33 protein-coding genes are annotated in these 24,204 nt (G+C 41.7%); 6 read left to right on the forward strand and 27 right to left on the reverse strand.

All coding sequences use genetic code 11. The features are described 5' to 3' along the window. Nucleotides 1-32 precede the first annotated feature (32 nt). From ACR6HW_RS04915 to ACR6HW_RS04980, 14 genes are all read right to left on the reverse strand, one after another. A complete protein-coding gene (locus ACR6HW_RS04915; RefSeq protein WP_455730048.1) occupies nucleotides 33-1,277 on the reverse strand; it encodes a hypothetical protein in 1,245 nt (414 codons plus the stop codon). Next, nucleotides 1,208-3,463 carry a phage tail tape measure protein gene (locus ACR6HW_RS04920; protein WP_455730049.1) on the reverse strand — a complete coding sequence of 752 codons (2,256 nt, stop codon included), beginning with the start codon at nucleotides 3,461-3,463 and terminating at the stop codon, nucleotides 1,208-1,210. Before ACR6HW_RS04920 ends, ACR6HW_RS04915 begins: the two co-directional genes overlap by 70 nt. A gap of 199 nt (nucleotides 3,464-3,662) precedes the next feature. After that, entirely contained in the window at nucleotides 3,663-3,968 is a 306-nt protein-coding gene (gpG, locus tag ACR6HW_RS04925) for a phage tail assembly chaperone G (RefSeq protein ID WP_455730050.1), read from the reverse strand. A gap of 10 nt (nucleotides 3,969-3,978) precedes the next feature. Beyond that, complete coding sequence (locus ACR6HW_RS04930; RefSeq protein ID WP_455730051.1) at nucleotides 3,979-4,533, reverse strand: major tail protein; 555 nt, start codon at nucleotides 4,531-4,533, stop codon at nucleotides 3,979-3,981. A 9-nt stretch (nucleotides 4,534-4,542) separates the two neighbouring features. Continuing rightward, nucleotides 4,543-4,863, reverse strand: a complete 321-nt coding sequence (gene gp17 / locus ACR6HW_RS04935) for a tail completion protein gp17 (RefSeq protein ID WP_455730052.1) — start codon at nucleotides 4,861-4,863, stop codon at nucleotides 4,543-4,545. Next, nucleotides 4,860-5,243 (reverse strand): HK97-gp10 family putative phage morphogenesis protein, encoded by a 384-nt coding sequence (locus tag ACR6HW_RS04940; protein WP_455730053.1) that lies wholly within the window; start codon nucleotides 5,241-5,243, stop codon nucleotides 4,860-4,862. The genes gp17 and ACR6HW_RS04940 overlap by 4 nt, the downstream gene beginning before the upstream one ends. Further along, a complete protein-coding gene (locus ACR6HW_RS04945; RefSeq protein WP_455730054.1) occupies nucleotides 5,243-5,608 on the reverse strand; it encodes a phage head closure protein in 366 nt (121 codons plus the stop codon). Before ACR6HW_RS04945 ends, ACR6HW_RS04940 begins: the two co-directional genes overlap by 1 nt. 186 nt (nucleotides 5,609-5,794) lie before the next feature. Then, nucleotides 5,795-6,013, reverse strand: a complete 219-nt coding sequence (locus tag ACR6HW_RS04950) for a hypothetical protein (RefSeq protein WP_455730055.1) — start codon at nucleotides 6,011-6,013, stop codon at nucleotides 5,795-5,797. Next, entirely contained in the window at nucleotides 6,010-7,170 is a 1,161-nt protein-coding gene (locus ACR6HW_RS04955; protein ID WP_455730056.1) for a phage major capsid protein, read from the reverse strand. Before ACR6HW_RS04955 ends, ACR6HW_RS04950 begins: the two co-directional genes overlap by 4 nt. Beyond that, nucleotides 7,160-7,834, reverse strand: a complete 675-nt coding sequence (locus tag ACR6HW_RS04960) for a head maturation protease, ClpP-related (RefSeq protein WP_455730057.1) — start codon at nucleotides 7,832-7,834, stop codon at nucleotides 7,160-7,162. The genes ACR6HW_RS04955 and ACR6HW_RS04960 overlap by 11 nt, the downstream gene beginning before the upstream one ends. 9 nt (nucleotides 7,835-7,843) lie before the next feature. Further along, on the reverse strand, nucleotides 7,844-8,965 hold the full coding sequence (locus tag ACR6HW_RS04965) for a phage portal protein (protein ID WP_455730058.1): 1,122 nt from the start codon (nucleotides 8,963-8,965) through the stop codon (nucleotides 7,844-7,846). Between the two features lie 13 nt (nucleotides 8,966-8,978). Next, the gene (locus tag ACR6HW_RS04970; RefSeq protein WP_455730059.1) at nucleotides 8,979-10,517 is read right to left on the reverse strand and encodes a terminase TerL endonuclease subunit; all 1,539 of its coding nucleotides are present in this window, start codon (nucleotides 10,515-10,517) and stop codon (nucleotides 8,979-8,981) included. A gap of 85 nt (nucleotides 10,518-10,602) precedes the next feature. Continuing rightward, nucleotides 10,603-10,941 carry a P27 family phage terminase small subunit gene (locus ACR6HW_RS04975; RefSeq protein ID WP_455730060.1) on the reverse strand — a complete coding sequence of 113 codons (339 nt, stop codon included), beginning with the start codon at nucleotides 10,939-10,941 and terminating at the stop codon, nucleotides 10,603-10,605. 108 nt (nucleotides 10,942-11,049) lie between these two features. Continuing rightward, nucleotides 11,050-11,358 (reverse strand): HNH endonuclease, encoded by a 309-nt coding sequence (locus ACR6HW_RS04980; RefSeq protein ID WP_455730061.1) that lies wholly within the window; start codon nucleotides 11,356-11,358, stop codon nucleotides 11,050-11,052. Between the two features lie 217 nt (nucleotides 11,359-11,575). Between ACR6HW_RS04980 and ACR6HW_RS04985 the strand changes: the two genes are divergently transcribed. After that, entirely contained in the window at nucleotides 11,576-12,889 is a 1,314-nt protein-coding gene (locus ACR6HW_RS04985) for a KAP family P-loop NTPase fold protein (protein WP_455730062.1), read from the forward strand. A gap of 57 nt (nucleotides 12,890-12,946) precedes the next feature. Here ACR6HW_RS04985 and ACR6HW_RS04990 read toward each other — a convergent pair whose 3' ends face one another. From ACR6HW_RS04990 to ACR6HW_RS05050, 13 genes are all read right to left on the reverse strand, one after another. Next, complete coding sequence (locus ACR6HW_RS04990; protein WP_455730063.1) at nucleotides 12,947-13,384, reverse strand: ArpU family phage packaging/lysis transcriptional regulator; 438 nt, start codon at nucleotides 13,382-13,384, stop codon at nucleotides 12,947-12,949. A gap of 35 nt (nucleotides 13,385-13,419) precedes the next feature. Then, nucleotides 13,420-14,427, reverse strand: a complete 1,008-nt coding sequence (locus ACR6HW_RS04995) for a ParB/RepB/Spo0J family partition protein (protein ID WP_455730064.1) — start codon at nucleotides 14,425-14,427, stop codon at nucleotides 13,420-13,422. 32 nt (nucleotides 14,428-14,459) lie between these two features. After that, nucleotides 14,460-15,230, reverse strand: coding sequence for a ParA family protein (locus ACR6HW_RS05000; protein WP_455730065.1), 771 nt, complete (start codon nucleotides 15,228-15,230; stop codon nucleotides 14,460-14,462). Further along, a complete protein-coding gene (locus tag ACR6HW_RS05005; protein ID WP_455730066.1) occupies nucleotides 15,227-15,892 on the reverse strand; it encodes an HNH endonuclease signature motif containing protein in 666 nt (221 codons plus the stop codon). The genes ACR6HW_RS05000 and ACR6HW_RS05005 overlap by 4 nt, the downstream gene beginning before the upstream one ends. 279 nt (nucleotides 15,893-16,171) lie before the next feature. Then, a complete protein-coding gene (locus ACR6HW_RS05010) occupies nucleotides 16,172-17,491 on the reverse strand; it encodes an IS1380 family transposase (protein WP_455727928.1) in 1,320 nt (439 codons plus the stop codon). A gap of 168 nt (nucleotides 17,492-17,659) precedes the next feature. Continuing rightward, the gene (locus tag ACR6HW_RS05015; RefSeq protein WP_455730067.1) at nucleotides 17,660-18,424 is read right to left on the reverse strand and encodes a rolling circle replication-associated protein; all 765 of its coding nucleotides are present in this window, start codon (nucleotides 18,422-18,424) and stop codon (nucleotides 17,660-17,662) included. A gap of 200 nt (nucleotides 18,425-18,624) precedes the next feature. Beyond that, nucleotides 18,625-18,990: a DUF6075 family protein gene (locus ACR6HW_RS05020; RefSeq protein WP_455730068.1), complete on the reverse strand. Its 366-nt coding sequence runs from the start codon at nucleotides 18,988-18,990 to the stop codon at nucleotides 18,625-18,627. Nucleotides 18,991-19,152: 162 nt separating this feature from the next. Continuing rightward, nucleotides 19,153-19,356, reverse strand: a complete 204-nt coding sequence (locus ACR6HW_RS05025) for a hypothetical protein (RefSeq protein WP_455730069.1) — start codon at nucleotides 19,354-19,356, stop codon at nucleotides 19,153-19,155. A 14-nt stretch (nucleotides 19,357-19,370) separates the two neighbouring features. After that, nucleotides 19,371-19,529, reverse strand: coding sequence for a hypothetical protein (locus ACR6HW_RS05030; protein ID WP_455730070.1), 159 nt, complete (start codon nucleotides 19,527-19,529; stop codon nucleotides 19,371-19,373). Between the two features lie 288 nt (nucleotides 19,530-19,817). Then, a complete protein-coding gene (locus ACR6HW_RS05035; RefSeq protein ID WP_455730071.1) occupies nucleotides 19,818-20,057 on the reverse strand; it encodes a hypothetical protein in 240 nt (79 codons plus the stop codon). After that, nucleotides 20,054-20,239 carry a hypothetical protein gene (locus ACR6HW_RS05040; protein ID WP_455730072.1) on the reverse strand — a complete coding sequence of 62 codons (186 nt, stop codon included), beginning with the start codon at nucleotides 20,237-20,239 and terminating at the stop codon, nucleotides 20,054-20,056. Before ACR6HW_RS05040 ends, ACR6HW_RS05035 begins: the two co-directional genes overlap by 4 nt. A gap of 13 nt (nucleotides 20,240-20,252) precedes the next feature. Then, a complete protein-coding gene (locus ACR6HW_RS05045; protein WP_455730073.1) occupies nucleotides 20,253-20,426 on the reverse strand; it encodes a hypothetical protein in 174 nt (57 codons plus the stop codon). Between the two features lie 17 nt (nucleotides 20,427-20,443). Then, complete coding sequence (locus ACR6HW_RS05050; RefSeq protein ID WP_455730074.1) at nucleotides 20,444-20,599, reverse strand: hypothetical protein; 156 nt, start codon at nucleotides 20,597-20,599, stop codon at nucleotides 20,444-20,446. A gap of 128 nt (nucleotides 20,600-20,727) precedes the next feature. Between ACR6HW_RS05050 and ACR6HW_RS05055 the strand changes: the two genes are divergently transcribed. The 5 genes from ACR6HW_RS05055 to ACR6HW_RS05075 all read left to right on the forward strand — a co-directional run bounded on the left by ACR6HW_RS05055 (nucleotide 20,728) and on the right by ACR6HW_RS05075 (nucleotide 24,126). Further along, on the forward strand, nucleotides 20,728-21,204 hold the full coding sequence (locus ACR6HW_RS05055) for a helix-turn-helix transcriptional regulator (RefSeq protein WP_455730075.1): 477 nt from the start codon (nucleotides 20,728-20,730) through the stop codon (nucleotides 21,202-21,204). 8 nt (nucleotides 21,205-21,212) lie between these two features. Continuing rightward, on the forward strand, nucleotides 21,213-21,668 hold the full coding sequence (locus tag ACR6HW_RS05060) for an ImmA/IrrE family metallo-endopeptidase (RefSeq protein ID WP_455730076.1): 456 nt from the start codon (nucleotides 21,213-21,215) through the stop codon (nucleotides 21,666-21,668). Nucleotides 21,669-21,692: 24 nt separating this feature from the next. Then, complete coding sequence (locus ACR6HW_RS05065) at nucleotides 21,693-22,373, forward strand: hypothetical protein (protein WP_455730077.1); 681 nt, start codon at nucleotides 21,693-21,695, stop codon at nucleotides 22,371-22,373. A gap of 119 nt (nucleotides 22,374-22,492) precedes the next feature. Continuing rightward, nucleotides 22,493-23,311, forward strand: a complete 819-nt coding sequence (locus ACR6HW_RS05070) for an ion transporter (protein ID WP_455730078.1) — start codon at nucleotides 22,493-22,495, stop codon at nucleotides 23,309-23,311. Between the two features lie 56 nt (nucleotides 23,312-23,367). Beyond that, nucleotides 23,368-24,126, forward strand: coding sequence for a hypothetical protein (locus ACR6HW_RS05075; protein WP_455730079.1), 759 nt, complete (start codon nucleotides 23,368-23,370; stop codon nucleotides 24,124-24,126). The last annotated feature ends 78 nt before the right edge of the window (nucleotides 24,127-24,204 follow it).

Below are 24,204 nucleotides of genomic sequence, written 5' to 3' on the forward strand. Positions count from 1 at the left end.
TAAACGATTCCCATTTGAGTCGACGAGCTGTTTCACCCCATTCTCACCTCTCTCCTTAATTCGTTCATAATAACGTCTACAACGCCTCTGAGTTCATTTCTATCGTTAACACCTTCAACTCTTATGACCCCACTGTGAGTGACTGTTCTAGCAGCCATTTCTTCAGATTTGTGGTGGCTGTGTATTTTTGTGCCTTCCGGTAGTTCTACAAGTTCTCTACCGAACTCGCCAACCCACGTTTTCCCGCCTTCAAAATTCTGAGTGCCTGAAAAATTAAGACGCGTTTCTCCTTGATAACGGCTTCCCACTTGCGATGATCTCGGTGGCTCTACATTAAAACTTTTTTCATCAACCGTTTGATCATTCCAAAACATAAGCTTTTCTAGAGCACTCTGAATGGCACTCTTTACTCTTGAAAAAGCACCTTCAACTTTTTCAGCGACACTTGAAAAGCGTCCTCCGGTTAAATGGTCCATTGTTTCGGTCACAGCATCCCATTTCTTAGAGATGGTTTCGCTATGCTCTGAGATAGTGTCCTTTATGAGCTTAAATTTATCCTTGGTGCTTAAAGTCATGAAATCCCATGTTGCAGACGTCCTTGTCTTTAATTTGTCCCACTCGCCACCCAAGTAGCTTGTGAGACCAGATGTTTTTTCTTCTGTCCAGTTACAGAATTTATCCCACTTGCTAAGGACTTCACCAGTTTCCCAGTCGACTGAGTCAACGTGTTCTCCGGCTCGCGCCTTTGCCTCTTTGATTACATTTTTATGCGTGTCTTCAGCATTCTTTACCGCTTCATCTCGCTGTCGTTTGGCTTCTGCAATGAGCGCCTCTGCCTGCTCGGCACTTATGGCTCCCAGTTCATCTCGCTGCAGAATAATGTTCCGAAGAACCTCATTGTATTGTTCTTCTGCTGCGGTAACAGCTCCATCGCGCTGAACGATGCTGTTTTGAGCGACTTCTGCTGCTTGTAGAGCCGACATTTCCCCGGCCTGGTCTTTCATTCGCTGCATAATCAAAGCCGCCTCTACCTCGTTTTCAGATAACGTCTGAACGCCTGTTTGCATCATGGTCTGCTGAATGGCGTTGATTTCTTGCTGTTCACTTGCTGTAAGTGCTCGGCGCTCTGTAGACGCGAGCGTCATAATTTCCTTGATGCGCGCCGCGCCCATTTCAATTTCAAGTCTCTGCTGCTCTTGCCCCTGTGTTACTTTTGAAAGGATTTCTGTTTTTTCTTGTTCTGAAAGTCCCACAGACTGTGAAACAAAACTCTGCATTTTTGAAGCGATTCTTGGTTTTTCACTTCAAGAGAAGTCAATATCTGCGCAGACATCGCGTCGAAATTACCCGATACTTTCATCGCCATATCTTCGGTAACTGTCTGCATCCCCCAACTGAGTTGATTAATTGCCACCGTCGCTTCATCATTGAGTGTCATGAATTTGCCAACGGATGCTTCTGTTGTTTCAGAGATGCCTTTACCAAATAAATCAACAGCCGGAATCGCGTCTTTTTTCAAGTGTTTTGCCGTTGCATAAGCCGCCACGCCTACAGCTGCAACGCCAGCTACAGCCAATCCTACTGGCCCTGTCAGCACAGTTGCCGCAGCGCCCAGTGCACCTTTTGCCGCAGCTAGTCCGCCAACCGCTTTTGCCGCGCCCCCCATAGCCACTGACCCCGCCGTCGTTGCCGTCTTAGCTACACCAAAAGCTTTGCCGATGGCACCTACGCCTTTTGCAACACTCGCCCCGGTGCTTACGAGCTTGCCCCCAACGCTTAACACAGGCCCTACTGCCGCCGCAAGCGCTGCCATTTTGACGATGGTACTCTGCGTTCCCGAATCGAGCTTTGAAAACCACTCGACACCTTTTTTCAAACTTTCAACGAGCTTTTGAAGATGTGGTGCCAACACTTCGTAGATTTGTATGGCAACCCCTTCGAGCTGAGACTTGAGTTCGGTAAGACTGCCTTTGGTGTTCTCCTGCATAATAGCAGCCATTTCTTTCGCTGCACCGCTTGAGTTTCTGATGGAACTTTCGAGTTCGTCATAGCGCTTTGTACCTGTTTCTAGAAGGATGTTAACGCCCTTTAAAGACTGCTGTCCAAAAACAGCTGAAAGTGCTGCATCTCTTTGTTCACCACTCATTGACGCTGTCGCGCTTTCAAGTTCTTTGGTTATATCTGTCATGTCCCGCATAGCGCCAGTGGCATCATAAAGTGCTATCTGGGTTTCTCCAATGCTAATGCTACCGTCTTTAGCCGACTTTTTCATGTCATTTAGCATTGCAGTAAAAGTGGTGCCGGCCATTGAGCCTTTAATGCCACTGTCCGCTAAGATACCGAGAACCGTTGTCGTCTCCTCTAAGTCCATATTAGAAGATTTTGCCGCTGAACCGGCGTACTTCATTGCTTCACCTAACATCGCAACGTTTGTATTGGACTTGCTCGACGCGCGTGCAAAAACATCCGCGGTGTTACCGGCCTTTGTTGCTTCAAGCCCAAAAGCAGACATCGTGTCTGTAACAATGTCTGCTGCAGTGCCAAGATTCATGTTCGATGCAGCAGCTAGATCCAAAACCCCTGGGAGCCCGGAAACCATTTGATTGGTATCCCACCCTGCAAGAGCCATGTAATTTAGACCTTCGGCAGCTTCGGATGCTGAATACTTCGTTGAAGACCCCAGTTCTTTGGCAACTGATTCTAAACGCTTAAAATCTTCACCGGTTGCACCACTGACAGCACTCACTTCGCTCATTGCCGCTTCAAAATCAAGGCCTATTTTTGTAGCTGCAACACCGACACCAACAATCGGTAGGGTCACCCGAGTTGTCATCGTTCGACCAACGTTTTGCATTCCCGTGCCGACAGCGTCCATCTTTTGGCCAGCAGCCTCCATTTTCTTTCCGAATGCCGTCCACCGACTGCTTTGAGTTTCAATTTCTCGACTAACAGCCCCTAATTCACTTTTAACCTTCGCGAGGCTTGCTTCGGCCTTATTCAAAGCAACTTCACTGTTTTGAGTTGCTTTTACGCTACTTCTTATTTTTTGTTCGCCCTTACTGTACTCTTTAGAAAGCGCTTCTTTTTCTCGCTTTAACCTTTCGGTTTCTTCGTGCTCTTGCCCCAGTGCTTTCACGCTATTCTCGTAGGCGGATTTAACCGAATCGAGCTTCTCTCTAAGCTTTTCCTGTGCTGTGGCGTTGTTATCCAGGGCCTTTTTAGCTGCTGAAAGACGCTCTTTATGAAGCGATACTTTTTCCGATGAAGCCTCTACCGCTTTTGCAAGGTAGTCTTTTTTTGCCCTTAATTTATCGAGATCCGTCCCATAGGCTCTGACACCTTGCGCCGCTTTCTGAAACTCGGATTTGGCAAGGGCCATTTTTCTATTTGCGTTTTGAATCCCTTTATCAAACCCGCTGTTTTCCATAGCAAGTTTTACAACCAAACTACCGACTTCTTCCACGGCTTCACCTCCTCACAAAAAAACACACCGGCAAGGTGTGTTTATAAAATGTCATCAATATAATTTCGCTGCGTCTTTCTTTTAAGCAGTTTTAAATAAAAGATAATGTCCATCGCATCAATCTCCGTTAGCGGGTAGCTTTCTAGCATATTCACATACAATTTTTCAATAAACTCTTCGGGGGTGATTCCACCCCCGTCTAGTTTTTTTCAGATGTCTCATCACCGGCGGTTGCCTCTGAGAGAAGTCCCATGACCTCTGAGGTACACTCGATTACAGTTTCAAAGAACTTACGTGAATCAATGCCGTCGTAAAATTGATCGATTGTAAATTCACCGTTAAAAATGGCGCATACATAGCCGGCTAGCTCATCCATCTCACTTTCTGAAAGTTTAGGTTCATTCAGTCTTTTTTGAATTGCTATGGTGTCTCTAAGTTTTCTGCCTGAGATAAATCCCGTTTTAAACGTTTGTTCTTTGCCATCAATCATTAGTCTTAGAATCATGTGCGCCCCCTTACACCGCTGGTTTATACGGCACCTTGGTGTACCAAGTGTCAGCACCGGTGAAACTCTGTTCATCTTCATCAGCACTGTATTTCCAGTTCCCGTCATAAACGCGCGGCATAAATGTTATTTTCAGTTTTGGCGTTTTAGGGTCGACGCCTTCTTTTTTTGTCGCATATTCTTCACCAGGCATTGAAGCTTTTCCTTTTGTAAGCCATACAAAGCGCTTTTTACCATTGCCTTTTAAAGACTCAAAGGCCATGGCCACATAAGGCGCAACATCATCTTTTGACTCTATAAGAACGCCATCCTCTATTTTTCCACCGAGAAAAAACGCGCGTTCTTCCATTGTAAGTGCGTTAACTTCAATTTCGACTTCAATTTTACCAAGAGTCGAAAAGGTCTCTTGAAGTTGATCGTCACCATATACCTCTGTTTCACTTACATTGGGGTTGATGTTCACAGCCATTGCCGGGGCAATTTTTCGAATAGCGCCATAAGCCACCTGCTCCAGAGTATCGCTTTCAAGCGGCGCCACGTGAATATTTTTAAGTCCGATTTGCATAGTAACCTCCTAGTTCAAATAAGAAAACCGCATCACTCTGTGATACAGCTTCGTCTTCTGCTCGTAAAAATCCCGGTACTGTCCTCGGGAAAACCCTGCGCCGAGCATAGCGCTTTCCACTGCTGACGATAGTGTGTCGTGGTTATCAAATGACCAAATGTCAATCTGTACAGCGTAGCGCGTACATATGACCCGGTCATCCGCCGACTGTACAGGTGTCTCCGAGATTACAAAATAAGTGATATAAGTCTTTTCTTTGCCTTCATAATAGTGCATTTCAGCGGGGACGCCGATGTCTGTCAGCGTTTGTTTTATCTTTTGATAAATCACAAGACTTTCCTCAATTCTTCAATCATTAGCCGCTTTGTATGATCAATGTTCTTTTCAAGTGCCGGTAACATAAACGGCTCCGCCGGCATTTTAGACGTGCCAAACTCATGAAACTTTAGATAAAACACCTCTGATAAGTCGCCTTTGTCAATTCCGATGACAATTTGTGTTTCCCGGCCTTTTCTACGCGACGGACGACCAATCTTTAGCTTTTCCTTCCCGCGTCCAGTATCTTCAGGCGCATTTTCAATCATATCCTTCAGCACTGGTTCCGCTGCTCTTTTAAGCGCCTTGTTTGTATATCGTGTTACACTCAGTCCTTTCTCTTCTAAAGCTTTTATCAGCGCTTCAAATCCAACTGTTTCACAGCTTATAGACATTACCGCCTCCCTTCTATGTGTTTTCCTCTAATGCGTATGGTCTGATGCCTAAAGTCGATGTCATCAACCGGTGGTATAATCTCATAGATTTCCCCTTGAAATTCTATACGCCGCTCTTCATCGCATAAGTCTTCTGAATACGGCATGTAAAATTCCACTGTCGTTTCCATTTGGGCCTGTGCAGCAGCATAGAAAATCCGCCCCTTTAGGTTACGCGCACTTGCATAAACTGATTTATACGGCACCCACTTCTCTTTCTTAAAACTGCTTTCATCCTCGACTATGGTTTTATCAAGAAAAGTAATACTTTTGTCGTAGACTCTAAGCAGCTGTCTTTCAGCATCTTTCTTTGACAAATGAATCATTCTCTAGCCTCCACTCCAACAATTAGCTGTAGTCTAAGCAGGTCATCAGAAAAATTTTTCTCAAAGTACTCAGACGCGTTGTTGTAATCGTATCTGCATCTGTTAATAAGCAGGTTATCGAACCGGTAATCTGTTTCAAAATCAATTACTATCCCCATTACTTGGTTGATGTAGTCGCCGGCTCTTTCAATCAGATTTTTTACGTCCGCGTCTATTCTTAGTGCTTCCTTCACTTTCGTCTCTAACCTGCTCACCGGTTGCCCCCTCATCCTCTAAAAAGATGCCGTGTGCCGTCCCGTTTATGGCTTTAAAGCGAGAAGCCGTCACTTCGACGACTTCCCCTGGCACATGCTCTTCTTTAGTCTCTACATCAATATACCGTTTTAAGACCGTGGCTGTTATCATACTGTAGGCACCTCCGCATCTGCGAGGGCTGAAATATCGAGTACAATAAATGACTCATTGTCTTTTGGACGCCCGTTACAATACATCTTGGTCAGATATGTTCTCTCATCTTCAAGGAATCTGTACTGATCTGAATACTCCAGCTTTCTAGTACTCCCGATGCCCATAAAATAGTCGCTACCAACGCCGGCAATCATTTTGTTTCTAGACACTGCAACAGACTGAACAACTGTCGCCGGGATAGGCAAGACGCCATGAACATATACGCCGTTTGCCGTCAACACAGTGGTTTGAGGGAAAATCTTCTCCCAGTAGTCAAGCGGGTTAACAATCAGTAAAACTTCGGTGACAGCTCGTTTTCCCTCTTTAGTCAATGGACTCATGATAACTTTTCCAAGCGTTTTAGGTTTAAAATCTGGAAGCACAACGTTTTCTTTTAAGGTATGACCCGCTACCGGATCCACAGCCTTGCTTAAGTCCTTATCCATGCCAATCGGTTGAACAACACCTGTTCCCGATACAATGGCCAGCTCTAGTGCCACTGAAATTGACTCAATAAGAACCTCTCTTACAAATTGATCAAGCCATGCAGGACCGAGATCAAGCATTGACTTTGAGACGGGGACAAACGCCGATAACTTGTAAAGCTCAGACTTTTCTTTCACAAAAGCCATTTCAAGTTTCTTTTTAATCTCATCAGTTAGCTTTCCCCACCAAGCTGCTGAAACCTCATTGTTTCTACTGATAAACTCTGTGGTTCCCGTTGTATTTTGAAACTTGATTTTCGCAAGAAGCGGATGATTTGTTCTTAGATACTCAAATACTCTCTCAAAGACCGTTGCCGGCATCAGCTTCTCAGCGCCGCCAAACCCACCTTCAGTGATTACCTCGTTGTAGTAGTCGTGCTCTTCCGCCGTCAAAACATTCATGCCTCGCGCTGCAAAGACTTTTTCATCGCTTTCCTGCTTAAGAACACTGTGTTCTTCTAGCAGCTTGCTCTCAATCTCTTTTGCAATTTGAAGTTGCACCCGTGCAAACTCCTCTGCATCGCCACTCTCGATGGCATTTTTAATTTTCTCTTTCATTTCAGCCTGTGCGATGTCCGGGTTCTCTAATGGTCCGGCAAAAAGTTGTAACTCGAATTTTCTACGCTTCATGTTCGTCCTCATGTTCGTCCTCCTTTTTAAACTTGTCCAAAATATTCGCCTGCATCCCATCATGGATTTCGTTTGAATATTTTTTAAGTAGTGACACCTTCACCTCTTCTTTAGGCTCTTTCTGCTTTTCGATAATCTGATCTGCAAATCCAAGTGACAGACATTCCTCTGCTGTCAAAAATGTCTCCGCCTCTAGCAGAGCTTTAAGTTCTTCATCATTGCCTACAAACTTGTCATAGGAGCCTTTTACCGCTTCATCAATTTTCTCTAGATCGTCTGCTATTTTTCTGAGCTCTTTTGCATTTCCTGAGGCAATTGTCCATGCACAATGAATCATTTGCATAGCGTTTTTGTACATGAATACTTTGTCTGCACCTGTCAAGATAATACTCGCACCGGATGCCGCGATGGCATCTACATAGGCGCAAATCGTCCCTTTGTGTTCTAAGAACGCATTTCGTATGGCTATACTCTCAAATACATCTCCCCCTTTCGAATTAATATGAATGTCTAAATCTTTGCCTTCGTGTTCTTTGAGCAGATTGATAACTCTCTTAGATGAAATAACACTGTCTTCATCTTCCCAGCTGAAGGCCTTTCTAATGACGCCGTGTAACACAATCTTGACGACATCGCCCCCTTGGTTTAAAACGTCTAACTTCACCTTTACCTCCTAACCCTTGACCTTTTGATAATTTTTTGTGACATACCTCTCATTTGCAAATACTTCATCGACTTCTTCAAGTCCCAAGACGCGCAGGTTATCATTGATTGTATGCGCTCCAATCCGAAACAAGATGTCCAGCGCTCCTGCAATGTCTTTAAGTGTACTTATTCTTATTTTGGTGTAGTCAATTTTCATGTACGTCTTTTCAAGATATGCCTCTTTTTTATAAAGCTTTCTGTTGACTTCTGATTCAATCCCTACGGCTAAAGGCTTGATGCAAAACGTTAAAAAGTCCGTTACCACATTTGATGTGTCTGCTACTGCGCCCCTGAGAAGTTGCGGCGGGATATTGAAGGCCTGCGCCACATAGTCAAAGACATCGTCAATAAGCGCTCTTATATCTCGAGATTCGCTGCCCCCTATGGCTTTTGAACTTAAGTCATTGTACTTTAAGCCACCTGTTAGCGGCAGAACCGCATCTCCCTCTGCTTCATAAAACTTCTTAAACTTGACGTCGAAGAGCTCGTTGAGGTCATCCGTCGCTTTTGGGGTTTGAGGGTAACTGGTTGGGACATCTAATGTACCTTTTTGGCCGCTTTTCCTTTTAAACTTTTTCCCGGCCGCTTTTATAAGCTTGCTATAATCGCTATAAAGACCATCGATAAGTACCTTGACGTTCTCATTATTGAACTTGAAAAATAAAATAGCTGCTTCATCCCTTGAAGAAACCGACTCGCCGTTAACCTTGATATTTTCGTATTTTGCGCTCATAGTTCCCGACTGTACCCTCCGCCAACTATCGGCAATAAAAAAAGCCCCTTTTTCCTGTAGAATAAGACACTCGTTCTTTCGGACCAACGACTTTACAACCGCTCTCCAAAAATCGTTTTTATTTTGATTTTGATTCGGCGAAACATTGAAACTGTAGTAAACTTCACCCACACGCCTTTTGCCCTTTTCAACGGTGTTAAAATCACAACTTGCAAGTGCATTACCGATGATGTTAATAGCCATCTCAATGGCGAGTTCTTTGTAGAAAATCTCGCCTCTAAGATCTACAGATGTCCCTGTGGTACCGAGAGTGCCCTCTTTATCAAACAAATCCAAAAACCAATCAACTAAAAACATAGATCCTCACCTCCTAGTATGTTCGCACCTCTAAACTCCTAAAATTTTCACTATCCACGAGTTCTTCATCTGCACTCATGGCGTGTATGAAAGCAAAGAAGCCGTCGGTCTTCCGCTTGATTGGTTCGATTTTTTTATACGACTTGTTGCCTTTCCCGTCGGTATCAACATAGCAGTTATTGGTGTACCAACGCATGAGCTTGTCGTTGCCAAACACAATATTTCTATTGGCAAACAGCTTTGTTATTAACGGGTGAAGCTTGTTGTGTGTAATATAGCCGGTACCAATTTGAGTCAAAACAAACCCCACTTTCTCAAACTCTTCTTTTAAGGCAGAATACCGGTACCTGTCCGCCACGACTTTTTTAATTGCGTACTTTTGAGAGTTTTGAACAAACCAATTTGCAACGATATCCCCATCGATAATCTCAGTATTTTTCACAACTGTCGCAAGTCCTAGATCAACAGCCTCCATGATGTCGACATTAAACTTGGTATGCATTAGACTCTTCTCGTGAATGAAGGTGTGCTGCATAAAATAACGCTTGCCTTCTCTTTTGAAAAGCAAACCCACTGAACAAAAATCTTTAAGATCAGCATAGTCAACTGCCCCGATACACTCGCATCCTTGAAAATTCGGAAACGGTTGATTGGTATCTTTAATTTCTTCCCATTCTGCGACAGCTTTTGCGATGTTCTCAAGTGGTAAGTTCATCCTCTTTGTATAAAATGCCGACTTGAGTTCACTACTCATCCCCATATCTTTGTATTGTTTCAACACCGTTTTTTTCAGTGTCACGTCATGGTTAATTCTCGGATTTGCTTTTTCCCAAAGATCCGGGTCGTCTACCTCTGACTTTTTGTCCATTTTGAACATAAAAGGAAAGAACCCATTATGGTGGTCCTCTCCTTCAAGTATCCGTTTTGCCTTTTCTTTTAAATCATCCAGCACGGCCTCTCTAACATAGCCGTCAGTTGTTATATAAAACGTCCTGGGCTTTTCGATTTTTCCTAGACCACCTGTGTGCACCGTGATGTTGTCATAGTTTACAAACTCGTGTACTTCGTCAAATATGATGGCTCCTGGTCTACCGCCGTCATGCGTCTTAGAGTTCGATGTACAGTATCGAATTTTCGACTTTGTTCTCTTATACGTTATTTCAGTTTTATTATAGTCAAAGAGCCTTTGCAGTTTCGGTGTTGCATCAATGACGTCGTATACTTCAAAAAAACTTGTTGAAGATTGCTTTTCACTGGTTGCGACAATGTCGATGTTGTAATTTCTGACGCCATTTTTGTCAGACGATAGGTAAAATACCAGGGTTGATATCAAGCCGTTTTTCCCAGTTCCACGTCCTGAGTAGAAAAAATACTCATCGAACAGCAGCGTACCGTCTTTTAAAAAAACACCGGTTACAAAAGCATAAAAGAATTTCTGAAAAGCGATGAGCTTAAACGGGAAATATTTCTCAACTATCTCGACAGCTTCGTAAATGGCCTCTGAGTCTACATAAACATCTTCTCTCGATAGCTCTTTTTTGACGAGCTTCATAAGCTGCTTTTGCTCCTTGCAAGCACAAACTTTTCCGCGCTCGACTAAATTCAACCACTCGTCTATATATTCATGGTATTTCCACCTAGAGGGTATCATCTTCAGGATCCTTCACCTCGAACTCAGCTGCCTTTATACCGAGATCATTCAGTATCTTGAGCATTTGTCCATTGACTTTTAAAAGTTCCGCTACACTTTCGTTTTTCTTGACACCTTTTTGTCCACCGCCATTGTCCCACTCGATTGCAACGCCTCTCTTCTTGATGTCTTTTGCCAGCATGTTCTTAATGTCCCAAAACGTCATGTAGTCATCTACGAGGTTTTTATAATGGGTATTTGCATCAAGATTTTTATCTTTAAGCTGCGCAATGATGGCCTCTTTGATTTTTTCTCGAAGAAGTTCATTTTTTGTTTTTCTGCCCAATTCAATACCCACCCCCCATCACGCGAGAAATATAGAAAAGTTGGACAGCCGATAGTGGACGTCGTTTCCCTGTGGCTGAAAAAAATCCGTTTTTTTAGAAGGGGGGGCTTATTCCCACCGCTCTTCGTTGATGAACTTCACTTTTTTCTCGAAGAACTTCTCCGGATGCACAAGGTTATGACAAGAATCACACAAGCTTTCTAGGTTAGCCTCTTCAAGTCCAAGCATTGGATCATCTTTTAAGTGTATGATGTGATGCACACAGTCAGCTGGACTAAACCGTCCGTCACGCTTGCATCGTTGACACTCGTAGTTGTCACGCTGTAGTACCTCTTCACGTTTCACACGCCACTCTTTCGACTTGTAAAATACTATTTCTCTTCCCGAAGCTATCGCCAACAGATGTTTTGGTCTCATCACCTTTTCTCCATAAAAAGAGCCGTTAGCTTACGCCAACGGCCTGTTTCTCTATACAACGTCCTTTATATCATATTACCATAGAAAAACACGGTTTTTTTCCCGTGTTTTTCCCTAAGTAAAAAAAGCAATATTAGGGAGACAATTACTATCACAAACATGCATATTAGTAACTTTTATGTTATTATGTAGTTGAAAACAAAAGGAGGTCATACGTATGGACAACTCAAACGATATCTTTTTGGAAGACTTATTTAATAGGGAGTTACAAGTAAAATCTTTATATAGTTTGATTGAAACTGCAGAAGTTCAGTTTGTTACTTGCATAGATGCACCTTTTGGCTATGGAAAAACAACGTTCTTTGAAATGTTCAAGAAATATGCAGACCAGAACTTCAAAGAAGAAAACTCTATTGTTACCATTCAATATAATGCTTGGGAAAATGATTTTTTCGAAAACCCTCTTCTATCATTGATTAGTAGTATTACTGTTGAAAGTAAAAATGAATTAACATCAAGTGAGCTTAAAAGAGTTCTAGCTGATATTGGTAGCAATTTAGTTTCAATTCTTACTAGAGGTACTATTAATCCGAAGGAACTTATGATGTGCGAGGATGAAAAGCCTGGAGAAAAGCTTTTGTCTGAATATCAAAATACAATAGATGAACGCAACTCTCTAAAAAAAGCTTTAGCGGATATGAGAGTGAATAATAATAATAATAAAATAGTATTTTTGATTGATGAACTTGACCGATGTAGGCCTTCATTTTCTATTAAAATGCTTGAGACTATTAAACATTTTTTTGATATTGATGGAATTTACTTTGTTCTTGCAATGGACAAAGAGCAACTTAAATCGACAGTATCTAAATTCTATGGCAGTACTATTGATTCGAATGGTTATCTGAGACGTTTTATTGATTTTGATGTTGCATTATCAAAACCTACAAATAAAGTATACTTCGAGGAACACCTTCGTGAATTCAATATTAATGGGGCCGAGTTCCCTTTTGTTGTATTAATAGAGATATTGTCGGAAGTCACCACAAACCTAGATTTTAGCCTTAGAGATTGCGATAAGCTTATCAAATATTTTAAGCTAGTGTTTAATACAGATTACTTAAAAGTCCACTCTTTTGATGACCGCTCAACACTCACTCATGAGTACATTAGAAATGTTACAATTGTTCATTTGCTATCATCCTTGTTGCCTCTAAAAGTGAAAGATCACAAGTTATTTAAAGACTATATTAACCACTCGCTCTCTGCAGAGAATCAAAATATTATCAATGATATCTCTTGCCACAACAGTTTAGCTAATTTATTTACAAAACATGACCTTACATACGATAATGGCTTCAAGGGTATTGTGAGTAAAGTCTATACAATGAAAAATCCTGAAAAGTTCAACACAGTTAAGTTCAATCAAGCCTCTAATCCAAACCTCTTAAGAAAAATACTTAAAATTGATTCTATGAGTGACCTTGACGTTTTAAACAGATTAAACCTTCTTACTCTCCTCAAAGAATGATATTCTGTTGTATTAATAGAAAAAGCACCCTATCAACCGAATCGATAGGGTGCTTTTTCAATACTCCCCAATCCCATACATACTCGTTGTAAACCGATAGAGCGCACGGTCTTTCATCCTGTAAACTTGGCTCTGTTCCACATTAAGCCTTTTCATCAACTCTACCGCATGATTCGCACGTCTGTTAATGTAGAAATGCTCTATAATCAGCCGGTCATTCTCCGAAAGGGCATCTAAGCCTCTGTCAATTATATTCAGCAATTTGGTATTGGCCTCTAATAGCATTTTAAGTCGCTCGCGCTCGACGATGTTATCAAGCAAAAAATCATCTAGTGTGGCTACACTGTCCCCCGTCGGCATCGCCGTTATGCGCTGCCCCTTTAGACCCGTGAACTTTATTTCAAGCGCTTCAATGCGTTCTCCGATGTTGACGATAGACTCTTTCAGCCCCTTGTATTTCTTTAAGTCTTGTATAGCGCATTCAGTCCATTTCATTAATTATCACGTCTCCATTCTCTAAACTCTTTAGACTACTCAGTCTTCTCATCCTGTTTTTGCTTAAGAATATGAAGTACTATCTCAAGCGATTTTATATCGTCAGCAGTTACTGTCATCATTTGGCCTTCTTTTGCGTTATCAATCATTAAGGTTATTAAGTCAATTGCTCTACAGAGCATCGTCTCACTTGTGCATCCTGTTTTTTCTATCTGGTTCTGCACTGAAACGGTAGAAGTTGCCTCTCTTCCACGAGTAACAGGATCCGGTGAGCCTTCTTGTTTGCGTTTGAGTTGTACCGGTTCAGTTTTTTTCGCTTTTGCGTCTTTGATTGATATGGTACCGCTGTCTTTGAACCGGTTAAATGCCGTCGCTTGCTCTTGTTCTGTTAATCCTGAGAGTTCATAAGCAGTAGAGATGTTTATACGCTCTTGCTTCAGTTCTTCCATAAAGTCTGATGATAGATTCCTAGCAATTGCATCATACCTCCCAATCTGCGTCGGGCTCGTATGTAATACCTTTGCTACTAAATCACGCAAACCACCAGGGAGTTTAGATTGCTTTTTAGCCCTCTCCATTAAAGCGCGAGTTCTTCGTACCTCTTCGAGCTTATCCCATGCTGTTTTTTCCCTCTGCGAGTTTGCGGCAATTAGCATTATCTCTTCACGGATTGCCTGAACCTCTGCGTCCGCTTCGTTTTCTTCTACCATACACGGTACAAACTCATATTGTACTTTCCCCTCTTCAACGAGGGCAATTGAAGCAGCCCTGCGGCGGTGCCCTGAAACCACCTTATATTTACCGTCACCAAGTGGAAGGACAACAAGGTTCTGAAGAATTTTCCCCGCAAGTTCGATTTTCCCTTTTAACTCTTCAATGGCATTCATCGAATAAAAATTATCCTCAGACGGTATGAGATCATAAACGCTTATGACTTTTATCTTACTTGACATAGTACTAGACGACTTATGCCCCTCTTTACCGGATGCGGCCTTTTTTGAAACATCAGTTAAAAGCTGATTTAAATTGAATTTTCCTGCCATGCTAGATGCTCCTTTCTGTCCGAATCGGACAACTAATGGCTACGCCTTTTCAAATACTCTTGAACAAAAGCAATATAGTCTATCGCTGCACCGCTTCTTCGGCTATATTCAGCAATAGGTGTCTTCGCAAATGTACTTTCCGTCACCTTCTCCGAATAACGAATGTGTGTGTCAAATACGGGATACTCTGGCCTAGCTTTAAGCCACTCTTCACCTTGTTTGTCCGCTTCGGTTCTCTGAAAACATGTAATCAAACAGCCCGCCAATTGCAGACCTGGGTTCAAATCGTCCCTTGTGTTTTCTATCTGTTCTTTAAGTTCTGCCAGCCCGTCAAATGCGTATTCATCAATTTTGACAGGCACAACCACATCGTCAGAGGCAACAAGGGCATTTATCGTGCTTATGTTGATATCAGGAGCGTTGTCTATTATGCAATAGTCGTAAAGCCCCTCTAAAGCTTTCAGAGTTGAACGTAAGCGCGTTTGCTGAGGCCGAGTGCTGTCCATCATCACCTCAAGATTTGCCCGAATCAGCGTCATATTAGAGGGCAGTACATCTATGTTCTCATAGCGAGTCTGCTGTATTGCTTCGCGAGGATCAATTCGCCTTGCGGTCAGTATATCCGAAATGCTTTTTGTATCGTATGAATGAACCCCAAATGCCTTTGAAGTGTTACCTTGCTTGTCATTATCCACAATTAAGACACGCTTATTGTGCATAACAGCCAAGATATGAGCCATGCTAATTGCTGTCAGTGTCTTTGCAACGCCGCCTTTTAAGTTGATGATTGATATCGTTTTCATTTTTTCCTCCACTTCTTCTTGAGGCTATATTGCGCAACCTTAACTTTTGCGATTAAAATTCCCGTTTCTGTAAGCTTGGCGTTTCTACTCCTTAATTTTGATCGCGTAAGTTCTAAGGACTCAGCCATCGAAACAAGTGCCAGATTATCCAACGCGATATTACTCTTATCGCCGTCGAGAAAAGTTAAAACACGTCCTTCAGGTACTTTGCCGTTCTTGTTTTCCCATATCACTTTGTGTTTTGGCACCCATACATTAGGTTCCTCTGTTTTTATTAAGGTGTAACCATACATATCTACGCGTTCGCTTCCTATGGGCTTATGGTTCGCCGCAGGACATCCTTTTTTAAACCATCCTTTTTCGGCACCTGGCGAACAGTACCCTTTTTTCCCTTTGTTCGGCGGTGTATGCCCCTTACAGAAGTATCCGGTCAGCCCGCTATTAATTTTGTGATTCGCATAGTAAGCCTTTATCTGTGCCTTGGTGTAGTTTCTTCCAAATGTCTTGTTTAAGAGCTCAGACATCTCTTTGGGGCCGACGCCTAGATGATTTTCTTCAATAAAACGGCAAACTTCCCTTGGGTATAGATTTGTGGGACGTCCCGCCGGCATTCCACGAGGCGTGCCACTTCTAAGTTTATGGTTAGCCTTATAGGCCTTCATCTTACTTTCGGTGAAAAGTTGACCAAACTCCGAGTTTACTAGACTCACCAGTTGATTCAATCATCCCTAACAAGCTTCAAATAAATCGACCATCCCATTAGTTCGCCTGAATTATTCATGAACCCATGATATCACCAAAAATCGAGCGGATTTAAGTTTTTGCGCTTCATAATGCTTATCATAGAAGACGTCTTCCTGTTTATCACCTAAAAATGGGCAGACTTATCCTGTGGACAATACTTTTCTCGATTTTCAGATTTCAAAGTTCATCAGTTACGTTTATTCCAACTGTGGAAGTCGACGGATGTTCTCAAGAATTTCATAGAACTCATTCTTGTATGGACAACTGCTACACAGTTTGAAATGAATATATCTTGCTGCTTTAACAACCTTTGATGCGATTTTGAGCAGCTTCAATCGAATGGTATCTATCAACATTTTCTTCATGCTTTTAGGTAATACCAATCGTTTAAAGTAATTAAATAGGTTGTATGCTAGGACATGGAGCAGTAGATGATTCGCATTAACGACTTTGTCCTTACTTGGCGTTGATGCAAAGTTGAAGCCACTTTTACCTTCTTTGATGAAGTTTTCCATGGTGCCTCGATGTCGATAGAACTTAATTAGTTCTTCAGGACTGAGATCCATGTTGGTCACAATAAAGGCATACTGATTGGTTAGCTGATTGTACGGTTTCTCGACCTTGACGATAACCCGTCTAGGATAGTCCCATTTACCGGCTTGGTACAAGAACTCATCATAACGGACCACATAATCAATCATGTTATCCTTTGTAGCTTCGGTTATTTCATCATCCAAATGTTTTGCGTGAGCATACAGTATTTTGTTTGCTTTCAAACGTATGGCATAGGATACACCATTGCTTTCACACTGTTTGTACAAGTCTGGTGTTGCAAAACCACTGTCTCCACGGAGGAACAGATGGACATCAGGGTACTTCGTAAAGTATTCATCTAATAAAGGTTGCATGAATTCGCAGACGCCTGTAGAACTATAGGCGGTACCATCTCGAAGCTCTGCTTTGAGAAGATCTCCAGTGAGTCCGTCATAGCAGAGTAAGGGGTGATATCCATGAGCTTGATAGTGGTAATTAAAGCCTTCGCCTTCCTGCTTGCCGTACGTGTTAAGTAGGGTTGAATCAAGATCAAGCAGAACTTGTTCTGGCATTTTAGTCCTGTAGGCCGATGATCTCATATGACGGATGATATCTTCAAACTGTTTGACTGTATCTCCATCCATACGGTTCCAGAACCTCGACAGTGTGGGTTGTGAGGCAAGAGCCTGTTTACCCAGAATACTTTTAAAGACAGGTTCATTGGTCAGTTCGTCTGCATCATTGTCATTAAAGTATCCAGCAAGGATTTGATAAATTAGCTGGGATAGATTTTGATGGTCTTTGTGTTTACGGAAGCTATCATTTTTGTCCGTTACAAACTGGCTGATGTGTTTATTGAAGCCAAACTTATGGGCGAATTCTTTTATGAGAAGCAGCCCCGAATCGGAGGATAAATCGCCTCCATTGAAATTTATTTTGATTTTACTATTGCTTTCGAGCTGAAGTGAACTTACACTAGACATGAAGAGTTTCTCCTTTGTTAGTTTGTGAGTGTGGTAACTTCATTTTAACAAAGTTGGAGCTCTTCTTCTATTTATTTAGGTTTCACTTGATAAGTGAAAAGCAAAAGTAGTCTAAAACACAGTAACTATGCGGTTTTGGGGAGTGTTTCGTGAACCGTCATGAATAATTCAGGGTTCGTTATAGGCCACTTCATAGCCGTAGTCTTCTGACGTAAGGCGATACCCTGGGAACTTACGCGCCCAGTAGCCTTTATCGAGCGGTTGCTTGACAAGCTTCTCAATTTGTCTTTTTGTCCACTTGTAATCGTCGATTTTCTCATCGGGCTTTTTTAGATTAGTGCTCGACGTCCACTGCCTTTTTCTATACTCGTACTTACATAGATAATGCGCCAATGCCGCGAATCCATTTTCATCTGCTTGTAAGCGTCTCGCATTTGTACGGCCTATTTTTTCACCGCGCTTTTGCCCCTTCGTCCGCCGCAAGCGCCACAAATCCTCAAGTAAATCCCGGCTCAGCTGGCCATCCATTACGATGTGGTGGTGGATGTGTACCGGCTTGTTGTCTTTAAGCTGATACTCGATTACGCTTATATATCGAGCTTTTTCAAGCCCCTCCTTTTTTCTTCTGTAATTCACCCGCGCGATGTAGTTTCTTACATTCCGTTCCGCGTCTTTGATTGACGTTGGGTGATGGCTTGGCTTATAAGTAAATGTCATGTAGTAATCAGCCTCTGTAAAATTGGTATTGAGCAACTGGACGAAATACCGCTTTGCTCTCTTGGCGTTCAGATTTTTCTGAGCCGGACGACTAACAGCTCTTTTTTTTGGCCTTTTACCTTTTGGCGTCTCTATCTGATTTTTAGTTCTCGGATAGATGTCCACCTCTAAATAGTTACCGCAATAGATGCGTTTTTGCTTAACGAAATTAAACACCGGTTTGCCTACCTTTCAGAGAGTTATTAATACCTATTACAAGGACGTATAGGGGCATACGCCCCTGAAAAATTCTAAAAAAAGTTGAGCCCATGGTCATTGCCCAAGCTCAATTTATAACTGACCTATCGATATAGCTGAGATGCCAAAGGCACGCCGTGACCACTCTCAGTCGCAGCGGATCTATTGATCCCAAATGCCTACTCAGTTGTTTCATGTTCCAGGAGCACTTTTACCGCCTCAAGCATGTACGGCATAAGTTCACAATCAAAAAGGCTGTACGGCGTGTACCTAGACGGCGAATCGCTTTCGTCTACCTCTCCCGCGTAACCGTTATAGAGATTAAATGCGAGCTTCGTGACCTTTAACGTAGTCCCAGTTTGCCATGCGCTTTTAAGACCATCAAACTCAATACTGCCCTCCTCAAAATTATACAGAGCAGTGATGTTACTTCTCGTCTCCCCTGTCAATCCAAGTGTGTAAAACAGCGCTTTTCTATATGGATCGTTGACGCTTTCTGTCTTTGCTATCTGTTTAAAGTAGAAATCTTTGTGTTCTTCGCTCATAAAATTAAACATCATTCGTACATCCTTTCCTCACAATATTCCATTTGACATTTTATCCCTTGTTTGGTAAGATGAATTTGCAATAGTCCACCCACAGTAATATTTCGACCATTGCATTGCACCAGGGCAGCTTTGTCCTGGTGCTTTAATTTATCAAAATGCTCATAGAACGCTCACTCGTGATGCAAGTGCCTCTGTCACACTGTTGTGATGCTTCATATCTTTTAATAGTAAACAAACTCTTAACCCTTTCTCCGTCATTTTATAACTCAGTGCCATAATGTTCTTGTAGACCATACCGTTGTAAACGACTGGAGATTGCTTAAAAAAAGCATTCTTTAGTTCTTCATCAATTCGTATAATCATTCTAAAATCCTTTCTTAGGAGAACATCGCCATGTATCGCCTCTTGACCTCTTCGTATGCTTCATCTAGCTCCTCATCGCTATTGATTCCATGATGTTTTCTTAGATATGCCCTGAGCTTTTCCGCTTTTACTTTGATTTCCTCAGGAGTCTCTCTTTTTCTTTGTGTCCTCATATGCTTTCCTCCTACCTTCACACTTTGGGCACCAATACCCGCTCTTTCCAATTTTCTGTTTCGGACTGACATTCCACATTTTTTTACATCTGACACACCGAGCAAACATATCACACCTCTGCCCTTTTGTATCTGAGCGTCTTACTGATCATGTCTCTTTGAAATTGACGTGGCTCATACTCCCGCTTTCTTCTCGCGTTTATAAAAGCCTTTTCGTATAAGTATGCTGCCTTTTGTTTTTGATATGAGAGACACTGAGTGCTGCACCCAGGATAACGGTCAGAACAATCAATACAACAGGTTATCTTTTTCACTGGCCACCGCCTTTATCAGTTTGATGTGCCGCTTTGCCCACGGGTGGTTGCGCTCCACGGCTTTTAATAGGATCTCTGCTTCCATAGGGTTTATTTTCGTCTCTTCGAGTTGTCCGTACATCCCCTTTGAAAGCTTAATAGACGTGGTACTGTTCACCAATATGTCGTCTATGACGACGCCAATCCACCCCACGTGCTTTTGACGGACAATCATTTTTTCCTCACAGGTGATACAAAGCAACCAATGTTAATTTTAGGCGCTGTCTTTAGTGCTTCATCAAGTTCTTCTTCTGTGTAGATGCCATACTCGTTTAGTTTTTTCCAAGCGTTCTTTATTGTCTGCTCGCGCTTTCTGAGTTTTTCCTCTTCATATTTTCTCAGTCTTTCCTCGTTCATTTTTTGCTCCCTTCTAATCCAGTAAAACCAAAATCGAGAGAAGCGCGCTCACAAATATACTTGCGAGCACACATCCTTTTAATACGCGAACCTGCCGTCTTACATCTGCCAATTTGACATAAGTCGTGCTCACTGCTTTGCGGTAGTTCTCTTGATTACGTTCCATGAGTTCTCTTAAATTTTCCACGCTCTACTCCCCTCTAATTAACTTGTAACAGACTCACGCTCTAGTTTTTTAGCAAGTCGAATACCTTGAATCATGTAGTTTAATGCTTGCTTTTCGTCGTCGGACAAACTGTTTACAAGTTCTAACATCTCGTCGACTTCGGGCACTTCATTCTTTCTTAATATTGAATCCATCGATTCTCACCTCCTTGAGCAAAAGTAGCTTATGTACACATTATAGTGCCTTAAATCTACTTTGTCAACATTCAATTGTTGACTTACGCTACGTTGTTTGTTAATATCTTACTGAGGAGGTGATTTTTTTGAATGAACGGATTAAGCGTGTCCGAAAATACTACAAGCTTAGCCAAGAAAAATTTGGTGAACAACTAGGAGTAACAAAAACAGCAGTAAGTAAAATGGAACTCGGCACTTATAAGGTGACTGACACAATGGCGAAGCTTATTTGCTCTGAATATAACGTCAGCCTTGATTGGCTTAGATATGGAAAAGGCAATATGTTTGTCGAAACCAATGCCATTTCACTTGATGAGTACGCAAAAGCAAAAGGTGCCACAGAACTGGAAATTGACATTATAAAAGGGTACCTTGAACTCGATTCAAGTACCCGAAAAATGTTGATTACTCATTTTAAATCCATTATTCAGCGCCATGATCATAAAGAATCAGACCATTTGTCAATTGTTAAAGATGAGTCTACTACAGTCGCTGCACACAACGATGCTGAGCTAGACGACGAAGAATTAAAACGCATGAGAGAAGATCTTGAAGAATTGTAGGTGATATAATGTACGAGAGATTTTTACATCTGGCCGAATCTGAAGGCATAACTGTCATTGAAAAAAAGTTCAAATCAAACGCAAAAGGACTTTGCAAGGGCAACAAGATTGGCATAAGTGAAACGCTTACCAGTTGTGAAAAACTGTGCGTGCTAACCGAAGAGCTTGGGCATTACTACACGACTTACGGCGATATTCTCGATGTACGCGATGTGAGTAATGCCAAGCAAGAAATTCGGGCTAGGGAGTGGGCCTATAACCGGCTCATTACGCTCGATTTGCTTTACAAGGCTTTTAACGCCGGCGTCAAAAACAGATATGAGCTTGCAGAGTACCTCGGCATTACTGAAGAGTTCTTGCAGGAGGCCATAGAGCACTTTAAGTCGAAATACGGCGTGCTCTATGAAACTGAGGACTATATTCTGTATTTTGAACCGTTTGGCGTTATGAAGAAAATTGAATAAAACTTTTAGATGGGAGGTCCTAGAATGGATGTTTTGTTATTTTTACTTGGTGGTTTAGGCGTTCTAGTTTTTATCATTCTGCTTATTGTTTTTGCGGTGATTAAAAAGCCTTTGAAAACACCTCTTGTAGGCTTTGCTGTATCTTTTCTACTATTTTTCATTGGTTTCTTTGCTATGCTTGAACCAATTGATAGCACCAGTGATCAAGCTCAATCAGAAAATGAACCACCGGTTCAAACAGCTGAAGTTGACACAACTGTGCAATCTGATACACCAATCGTTGATGACACTACAGACGCCTCGGAAACGCCTAGTGTTGAAGATAATACCGACGTCACGGAAACACCTGTTGTTGAAACCACTCCGAGCGACTCTCTAAAATCAATTGTCGATAAGATTTTAGACTCTGACGATTACATAGGCATGGAACTTGACGAAGTGGTTATAAACAAAAATTATGGCGATGAAGAAGGCGACACCTACATTGCCCTTATTTACGTGAACTTTACGACGCCAAACACCAAGAGCACTGGCATCGAGCTACTCAGAATGTACTCTGACGATATGGCTGCCAAAATTGCTCTTGAAACTGATTTAGCTTCAGAGGTCGCGGTATTTTGGACAGATGAATACAACGACAGAAGCCTTAAATTTGCATATTACTATGAAGATGGTGCTTTCTATCTGATGGATCAAGCGTATTAGACAATTAAGGATGAATGGAGAGTATGATGAACGTTGAAGGGACATACATGGACGCAATATATTAACCCCGTCAAGCCTGCTCAGTGTTAACACGCAATCACTTCGTAAGGAGATTCACTATGACAACTTACCAAAACTTTAAACAACGTACGTTTGAGATACTGGAGAAAGCCAGTAAAAACGACGGTCTAAGCAAAGCATTTGACTGGTTTATTCTAATTTTAATCGTGCTGAACTCAATTGCCATCGTCCTCGAGTCTTTCAATGACTTGTACAGAGACTACTATGTTTATTTTAGGAGCTTCGAAGTGTTTTCAGTTTTGGTTTTCTCTATCGAATACCTACTAAGACTATGGACATCTAATCTTTATCTGAAGGTCAAGAGGCTCAATTTTAAGTGTGTTGCCTCATACATACTTAAACCCATGTCTCTAATAGACTTATTTGCAATCTTACCCTTCTATTTGCCTATGCTGATTCCTATAGATCTTAGATTTTTGCGTCTGCTAAGGTTGTCAAGACTATTACGGATTTTCAAGTTAAATCGATACACAAAAGCATTCAACCACATAATACGAGTGGTCATTGATAAAAAGGAAGAGCTCGCTGCTACGATTTTCATCATGGGATTTATGATCCTGCTTTCATCAACGGTTATGTACTATGCTGAAAGTCGTGTGCAGCCTGAAGCTTTTCCCAATATCGTTGCCTCGTTTTGGTGGTCTATTGCTACTCTGACCACTGTTGGCTACGGGGACATTTACCCTATCACCGCTGTCGGAAAAGTGTTTGCCAGTATTATAGCAATCTTAGGCATCGGTCTTGTTGCCTTGCCAACAGGCATCATAAGTTCCGGCTTTATTGAGTCCGTCTCAAAAAAAGAAACGGGCCGCAGCGTGTGCCCACACTGTGGGGAGAAGTTAAACAATCACAACTAACAAACATAATTTATTATTTTCAAGACTAAACAATTGCAAAGGAATGGACAAAAACTATGGCTAAAGCAGACATCATTACAATTCTAGTTTCGTTGGCACCTTTTTTAGGAGTAATTTGGAAAAAGATTTTAAAACCATCTCGTGATCGGCATGTTTCACTTTTTCCCCTTTATTCACGTGACTTATCCGTTAAAACACCTTTTATAAACATTATCGGAACTTTTATAGTTATAATTATCTTCTCTGTTACCATACTCATATTTATTCCTTCTACGGACTCATATGAAGAGTTTACAAAGAATGGGATAATACTAAGAATCATATCACTGGGATTACTCATTATTCACAGTACATACATCTCATTTAAACCCGCCGATAAAATAACCAAATCAACTCGCAATCGTTTCAGATTCGGCGCTTCAATATATGTCACAACCTTGTTTTCAACTATATTTATTTCTGCTTACCTCGATTTAATTCAAGCTAATAAATTCTTAATCTTCAACTTGATAGATGGGCGAATTATATTGGGTGTAATAATGTTCATCGTAATAACTTATTTGCTATACTTGTACCAGGGACTCATTGACTTTGCTTTAATCACCATTGCAAAAAAGCAAAACATCTTTGTTGTATTTTATGACGAGGGGAAGAGGAAAATTGTTTGTAACGATATACACGATTTTAGAGATCGTTATCTTTTGCTAATCGATGTCTGCGACAGTAACAAGAAGAAATTTAGAAAAACTTGTTACCATACGATTGCTATAAAAAAAGAAATCACAAATGATATTCTATTTATTGAAAAATTCTAGCCATCACTGCGTATGAATCAGACTGGCTTAGGACTATAAATCTCCTCCCCCTATATCAATCACTAATATTAAGGCGGT

It is taken from the genome of Fusibacter sp. JL298sf-3 (assembly GCF_053842995.1).